At 37.1% G+C, this 7,213-nt stretch carries 6 protein-coding genes and 1 pseudogene; 6 read left to right on the top strand and 1 reads right to left on the bottom strand.

All coding sequences use genetic code 11. The features are described from left to right. The 3 genes from AC3AX0_RS04460 to AC3AX0_RS04470 all read left to right on the top strand — a co-directional run. The coding region (locus tag AC3AX0_RS04460) for a type I 3-dehydroquinate dehydratase (protein ID WP_487549104.1) at positions 1 to 377 on the top strand (377 nt) is incomplete at its 5' end. Beyond that, positions 370 to 1,239: a shikimate dehydrogenase gene (gene aroE, locus AC3AX0_RS04465; RefSeq protein ID WP_487549105.1), complete on the top strand. Its 870-nt coding sequence runs from the start codon at positions 370 to 372 to the stop codon at positions 1,237 to 1,239. The genes AC3AX0_RS04460 and aroE, both read left to right, overlap by 8 nt. 44 nt (positions 1,240 to 1,283) lie before the next feature. Then, entirely contained in the window at positions 1,284 to 1,589 is a 306-nt protein-coding gene (locus AC3AX0_RS04470) for a hypothetical protein (protein ID WP_487549106.1), read from the top strand. Positions 1,590 to 1,643: 54 nt separating this feature from the next. On the opposite strand, the gene AC3AX0_RS04475 is transcribed toward AC3AX0_RS04470, so the two are convergent. Then, complete coding sequence (locus AC3AX0_RS04475) at positions 1,644 to 3,008, bottom strand: MATE family efflux transporter (RefSeq protein ID WP_487549107.1); 1,365 nt, start codon at positions 3,006 to 3,008, stop codon at positions 1,644 to 1,646. A 303-nt stretch (positions 3,009 to 3,311) separates the two neighbouring features. On the opposite strand from AC3AX0_RS04475, the gene AC3AX0_RS04480 reads away from it, so the two are divergent. From AC3AX0_RS04480 to AC3AX0_RS04490, 3 genes and pseudogenes are all read left to right on the top strand, one after another. Further along, complete coding sequence (locus AC3AX0_RS04480; RefSeq protein ID WP_487549108.1) at positions 3,312 to 4,658, top strand: sigma-54 interaction domain-containing protein; 1,347 nt, start codon at positions 3,312 to 3,314, stop codon at positions 4,656 to 4,658. Between the two features lie 317 nt (positions 4,659 to 4,975). After that, positions 4,976 to 6,457: a 4-hydroxyphenylacetate 3-hydroxylase family protein gene (locus tag AC3AX0_RS04485; protein WP_487549109.1), complete on the top strand. Its 1,482-nt coding sequence runs from the start codon at positions 4,976 to 4,978 to the stop codon at positions 6,455 to 6,457. Positions 6,458 to 6,459: 2 nt separating this feature from the next. After that, positions 6,460 to 7,213: pseudogene (locus tag AC3AX0_RS04490) on the top strand (hypothetical protein); the annotation flags it as partial.

The raw sequence follows: 7,213 nt of genomic DNA on the forward strand, positions 1-7,213 counted from the left end.
TGACTCTTGCAAATGGAACAAAACTCATACTTTCATATCATAATTTCAAGGAAACTCCTGGTGAAGATGAAATAATCAAGAAGCTTGTAAATGGCGAAGAATATGACAGTGACATAGTCAAGGTAGCGGTTATGCCTAATTCCAAGGATGACGTATTGACTTTGATGAAGGCTGTAAATGAAGCAGGAAAGATACTGAATATTCCAATAATAGCAATATCAATGGGTGAAGAGGGACAGATTACCAGAATAGCATGCAGGAGCATGGGGTCGGCAGTAACCTTTGCAGTAGGAAGCAATCCATCAGCTCCTGGACAGATAGGCTATAGCGAAATAAAAAGAATACTCTATACCCTTGAAGGAGGAAGAGATGATTAACAACGATACAAGGCTTCTGGGTCTAATGGGTAATCCTCTTGGACACAGTTTTTCTTCCTTCATGCACAACAGAGCTTATGAACTGGAAAACTTGAACTACATATATATAAACATGGAGACTGAAAATAAGAACATAGGGGATATATTGAACGGTATCAAACATCTTAAGTTTGATGGATTCAACGTGACAATTCCCTACAAGATAGACATAATGGATTATCTAGATGAAATAGATCCTTTGGCTGAAAAGATTGGTTCAGTCAACACTGTAAAGATAGAAGATGGGAGATTCAAAGGTTACAATACTGATGGTGAAGGTTTTGTGATTTCTCTTGCAGAGGAATGCAAATTTGACTGCAGGGGAAAGAAGGTACTCATACTCGGGTCTGGAGGAGCATCAAGGGCTGTCACCATGACAATTGCCGACAAGAACCCGGAGAAGATATTCATTACCAACAGGACTCTTCAGAAGGCAATGGATCTTTGTGATGAAACAAACCACAAGTTCAACGAAATATGCTTTCCTGTAGACGGTGTAAACCTGGATGCAATAATCGAGGTTTGCGACCTTCTCATAAATACCACTAGTGTTGGAATGTACCCCAATGTTGACGATTGTCCAATTGATCCTAAGCTTCTTCATCCAGGACTGACTGTATGCGACATAGTTTACAATCCTGAAAAGACAATGCTTCTAACGGAGGCTGAAAAGCTGGGATGCAGTACGATGAACGGACTTGGAATGCTTGTAAACCAGGGAGCAAAAGCCTTTGAAATTTGGACTGGTAAAAAGGCTCCTCTTGAGCTCATGAGGGAATCACTTAAGATACTAATAGACAGCAGAAATGAAGAACAGGTATAGTTGAATAATAGATAAATCAATAGATTCACTAAAGGAGTATCTTAATGAGTTTAAGAATATCAAAAAGAATTAGACCAATCAATTCAGTTGATGCAGGCGAATTTATAGGAATTTATATAGAAGGTATTCAATCCGGCAAGGATGCAAAAAGGATGGCTAAAGGATATTTAGAGGGCTATTTAAAAAGCTTTCATACGAATAAGTTGAAGTACATTGATCCGAAGAACTATAAAATGACAGTAAAGTATTTGTATTTAAAGGTTGATAGGTCCGGAAGGAGAAACAAGCTGTATTTTAGCAAACACTATTATCCAGGAAACAAGATGGTTACAGTGGTATTATATGATTAGTTAATAGTAAATGGCTCCATGCAGTTTTGCATGGAGCCATTATTATACAGCGGATTAGCTCACTAAATTATTCAACCACTTTTTGCTACGAATCCTCATCAAGACTACGTAGCCCTTCAGTATCTCTTCAGTGAATACTGCAGCCAGAACAAGGTGGATAGGCCATTTCATTACAAGAACGCCTATGAAGGCCAGTGGAATTCCCATAACCCATATGAAGAAAAATTCTAGGTACATACAGTATTTTGTATCTCCGCCACTTCTAAGTATTCCAACGATTATCATGTATGTGAGCATCTTTGGAAGCATGAAGAGTGAGAATACTATGAGGGACATCTCTAGCATGTAATTGGTGGATTCCTTGAAATCGTAAAATCCAATAATAGAATTTCTTACCCAAAATAGAAGTAGTCCCGTTACGATTGAAGCTATGACAGTAAGTTTTATGAACTTTACTGCATATGAATATGCAAGGTCCTTCTTGTCCCTTCCAAGTTCATTTCCTATCATAACAGCACAGGCGCTGCCTATTCCGAAGAAGAAAGACTGGAAGAAGTCGTTTATTGTCATTGATACCTGCACAGAGGCAACTGCATCCGTACCAATCATTCCATATGCTATATAATAGACCGATGTTCCTATTACCCAGGTGGCTTCGTTTATGAAAACCGGGAAGGCAGTTTTGTAAACTTTGAATACGAAAGGCCTGTCCCAGTCAAATAGCTCCTTGAAGGAACCTGCCAGTGGATGACTCCTATCCTTGTATATGAAATACACAAGGAGTACGAATTCCAGAAATCTTGCAATGACAGTGGCAACTGCTGCTCCTTTGACTCCCATTTGGGGAAATCCGAACTTTCCATAAATCAGTATATAGTTGAGGAAGGTATTAATGCTGATTGCGATTATATTTATTACAACGGTCATTTTCACCCTGTGTATAGACCGTGAATTGAAGCTAAGTGCAAATGATATCGCTATGAAAATATAAGCAAAGCCTATGATTCTCAAGTATTGTATACCGTAGTTTATAACTGTTGGGTCATTGATGAATATCCTCATAATGGTACCGGGGAAGACCAGGGCAAGGAATGAGAATAATACTGCCACAGCAAGGCCTGATATTAATTCTATTCCGAAAACCTTTCTGATGCTTTTTATGTCCTTTACACCCCAGTATTGTGAAATGAATATGGAGCATCCGCTGTAGAAGCCAAAACAGAAGAGACCGAATATCATGAAGAACCTGTTTGCTATTCCTACAGCAGCCAGTTCCGGTTCTCCTAGTCGTCCTATCATTATAGTATCTACAAGGTTTAGACCTATGCTTATGAGATGCTGAATTATTACCGGTATTGCAATAGCCAGCATGGTATTGTATATTTTCTTATTGTTGTTTTTAGTATTAATTATAGCCATGATGCCTCCTGTGCCGAAAGTCTTTTGCTTTCCTGTGCTATTCTATCATAGTATTCATGTTGTGTATATCATGATAGTTTATGAATATAATAGGAGTACAATCAGTAAAAAAGTTAGGGACGTTTGATAAATATGAATTTAAATGATAGTATATAGAAAAGTTGATTCTTGTCTTGTTTAGACAAGTATATTAATTAAAGATGTTTGAGGTGAGCTATGGATTCGAATAATTTACATTCCTGTGAAAAAAATTGTGATAATAGTAAATGTTGCGATAAAAGAGTAAAAGAAGCAATTTCAAAGATGACAATAATGTACGATGGACTGGATAAAATTATCGAATCTAGCTATGACGGTATTTATATAACAGATGGTGAAGGAAAGACACTTAAGGTTAATAAGTCATATGAAAAACATACGGGGATAAAGAGAGAAAAACTCATTGGGCGAATGATGAAGGACCTGGAGAAGGAAGGGATCATATCAAAGTCTGCAACATTAATAGTTTTGAAAACAAGGAAGACTGTAACCTTGGATCAATGGATAAACAACAAGAAAAGGATGCTGGTGACAGCCAATCCCATATGGAACAAGGATGGGGATATTGAAATGGTTGTGACAAATGTTAGGGATGTTACGGAGCTTGACCATCTAAAGCATGAAGTTGAAAAAAGCAAGGTGATTGTTAAACAGATGCAGTATCAGATGCTCCAGGATGATTCCATTATAGCCCAGGATCCGAAATCTTTTTCAATGGTTGATATGGCAAACAGAGTATCTAGAAAGTGCACTACTGTAATTGTAACTGGAGAGACGGGAACGGGAAAAGAAGTCATTGCCCGATACATACATAACCACTCTAAAAGAAATAATGAAGCTTTTATTAAGGTCAATTGCGGTGCAATTCCTGAACATCTTATTGAATCAGAGCTCTTTGGTTATGAGAAGGGATCCTTTACAGGAGCACTCAGCTCTGGCAAAACCGGAATAATAGAAGCAGCCGACAAGGGTACTCTATTTTTAGATGAAATAGGTGAATTACCACTTTCGGCACAGGTTAAACTCTTAAGGGTACTTCAGGAGGGTGAAGTAAGAAAGGTGGGTTCAGTTAAGGATAAAAAGGTAGATGTGAGAATTATTGCTGCAACCAACAGAGATTTGTATCAAATGACTCTAGATGGTATATTTAGAGAGGACTTATACTATAGACTGAATATTGTACCAATTAATGTATTGCCTTTAAGGGAGAGAAAGGATGATATAATTCCTCTTTCACTAAATTTTCTAATGAAATACAATGAACAATATGGAGAATCAAAATCATTTTCTCCTGAAGTTTTAGATATGTTTTATAATTATGAATGGCCGGGAAATATAAGACAATTGAAAAATATAGTAGAAAGATGCTATGTTCTTACAGATGGAAAAAAAATATTAAAGGAAACACTACCTTTTGAAATTAAGGTACTGGATAGTCTGATTGAGAAGAATAGTGGAATCAGGAATATGAAGGAAGCTGTATCAATGCTGGAAATGGAGCTTATTGGTAAAGCTTTCAATAAATATGGCAATGTGAGGGATGCAGCCAAATCACTTGGTATAGATGCATCAACACTTGTACGAAAAAGGAAAAAACATCTAAATAAATGATGTTGCGTTTATGCATCGATGTTGCTTTATTGCAACACGGGAAAACGTTATGTCTTATGTTGTTGAACGTTAGCTATATGACCGAAAAAACGATGTTTAACTTAAAACTAGAGAATTGCTTCGTTGTAAAAACGCAACAATTCTTTTTTTATTGCTAAACTAAATAAGGGAAATTTTATCAAATGAATACTATAACGTAGTGTTTTCAACACTCCTGTCTAAATTAATAATTATTTTATAGAATTGGCATAGAACTTGCTTTATATATTGGCATATAAAAATAATTAATTGGTTAACCATTCGAAAGGAGAAACATAATGGCATTAATGACAGGAAAAGAGTATATCGAAAGTTTAAGGAAATTGGACATCAAGGTTTATATGTTTGGCGAGTTGGTAGAGAATTTTGTAGATCATCCAATAATCAGACCATCAATCAATTCAGTTGCAATGACATATGAACTTGCTAATGAAGCTGAGCATGAGGACTTGATGACAGCAACATCAAATCTTACTGGTGAGAAGGTAAATAGATTTACTCATCTTCATCAAAGCACTGACGATTTGAGAAAGAAAGTTAAGATGCTTAGACTTCTCGGTCAAAAAACAGCTACATGTTTCCAAAGATGTGTTGGTATGGATTCATTCAATGCAGTATACAGTACAACTTACGAGACTGACCAGAAATATAATACAAATTATCATGAAAACTTTGTCAACTATCTTAAGATTGTTCAGGAAAACGATTTAACCGTAGACGGAGCAATGACGGATCCAAAAGGAAATAGAGGACTTGCTCCAAGCAAGCAAGCTGACCCTGATCTCTTCCTTCATATAGTTGAAGAAAGAGAAGATGGAATAGTAGTAAGAGGAGCAAAAGCTCATCAAACAGGATCAATCAACTCACATGAACACTTGATAATGCCTACAATGGCTATGCGTGAAGGTGATGAAGATTATGCAGTATCCTTTGCTATTCCAACGGATGCCGATGGCATATACATGATTTATGGAAGACAAAGCTGTGATACAAGAAAGATGGAAGAAAATGTAGATGTAGACCTTGGAAACAAGAACTTTGGCGGACAGGAAGCCCTTGTTGTATTTGATGATGTATTCATACCAAATGATAGAATTTTCCTTAAGGGAGAAGTGGAATTTGCAGGAATGATGGTTGAGCGTTTTGCGGGATATCATAGACAAAGCTATGGTGGATGTAAGGTTGGAGTTGGTGACGTACTCATTGGTGCAGCAGCTTTGGCGGCAGAGTATAATGGAGCACAAAAGGCAAATCACATTAAAGATAAATTGATTGAAATGACTCATCTTAATGAAACACTTTATTGTTGTGGAATTGCATGTTCAGCAGAAGGACATCCTACTCAAGCGGGAAATTATCAGATTGATTTACTTCTTGCAAACGTATGTAAGCAAAATGTCACAAGATTCCCTTATGAGATTACAAGACTTGCAGAAGATATAGCAGGAGGATTAATGGTTACTATGCCTTCAGAGAAGGATTTCAATCATCCTGAACTTGGACCTATCTGTGAAAAGTATTTCTCAGGTGTTGACGGTGTACCTACTGAAAACAGAATGCGTGTATTGAGACTCATAGAAAACATGACTCTCGGAACTGCAGCTGTAGGTTATAGGACTGAATCTATGCACGGAGCTGGTTCTCCTCAAGCTCAGCGTATAATGATATCAAGACAAAGTAATACTGAGCATAAGAAAGAACTGGCAAAGGCAATTTGTGGAATTAACAAGATTGCAGAAAAACAATTATTGGAGGTTTAATAATGGCGATAAAAAGAGAACACGGTGCGGAATGTCCTTACATTCCCGCCGGACCATTTAAAGTAAGAATTCCATTTGTACATTACAAGTTTGAGTGGGCCGACTATATACAAGGATTATTGATGTGTGCAGTTTGTCTTGGTGCTATACCAATGCTTCAGGAGTATTTGGGAATGCCTTTTGAAGTTGCAATGGCAGTTGTTCTTTTAAACGGAATATTATATACTATTCACGTATTTTTGGGAGACCCGGTGATTCCTGGATGGATTACTCCGGCAATTCCGCTATTGATAATCTTTGTATCTCAGTTTGAGATTGGACCGGAAAGAATGCAGGCCTTAATTGCATTTGAGATGAGTCTTGGTATACTAGCTATATTTCTTGGAGTTACAGGTTTCGGCAAGAAAATCGTTAATATTGTTCCAAATGCAATGCAATCGGGAATAATTCTTGGGGCTGGATTTGCAGCAGTTATGATTATTTTTAAAGAAGGTGCAAGATTTGATCAATTCCCATTGTCTATAATAATTTGTGTTGGATTAGGATTCTATTTATTATTTTCCACACATTTTAAAAGCATTAGAGATAATAATAAGGTGCTTAAAGCAATTGGTAACCTGGGAATTCTTCCTGTAGTTTTACTGGCCATAGTAATGGGTCCTCTTCTTGGTGAAACTCCCTGGCCTCAGATAGAGTGGGGCATTACAAAGCCTGCATTTAGTGTACTATTTAGTGAATGGACTTTCTTTGGCATAG

It is taken from the genome of Dethiosulfatibacter sp., from assembly GCF_983023055.1.

Coding starts and splice junctions, on each gene's coding strand:
- aroE (WP_487549105.1), top strand. CDS start 370: ATGATTAACAACGATACAAGGCTTCTGGGTCTAATGGGTAATCCTCTT.
- AC3AX0_RS04470 (WP_487549106.1), top strand. CDS start 1,284: ATGAGTTTAAGAATATCAAAAAGAATTAGACCAATCAATTCAGTTGAT.
- AC3AX0_RS04475 (WP_487549107.1), bottom strand. CDS start 3,008: ATGGCTATAATTAATACTAAAAACAACAATAAGAAAATATACAATACC.
- AC3AX0_RS04480 (WP_487549108.1), top strand. CDS start 3,312: ATGACAATAATGTACGATGGACTGGATAAAATTATCGAATCTAGCTAT.
- AC3AX0_RS04485 (WP_487549109.1), top strand. CDS start 4,976: ATGGCATTAATGACAGGAAAAGAGTATATCGAAAGTTTAAGGAAATTG.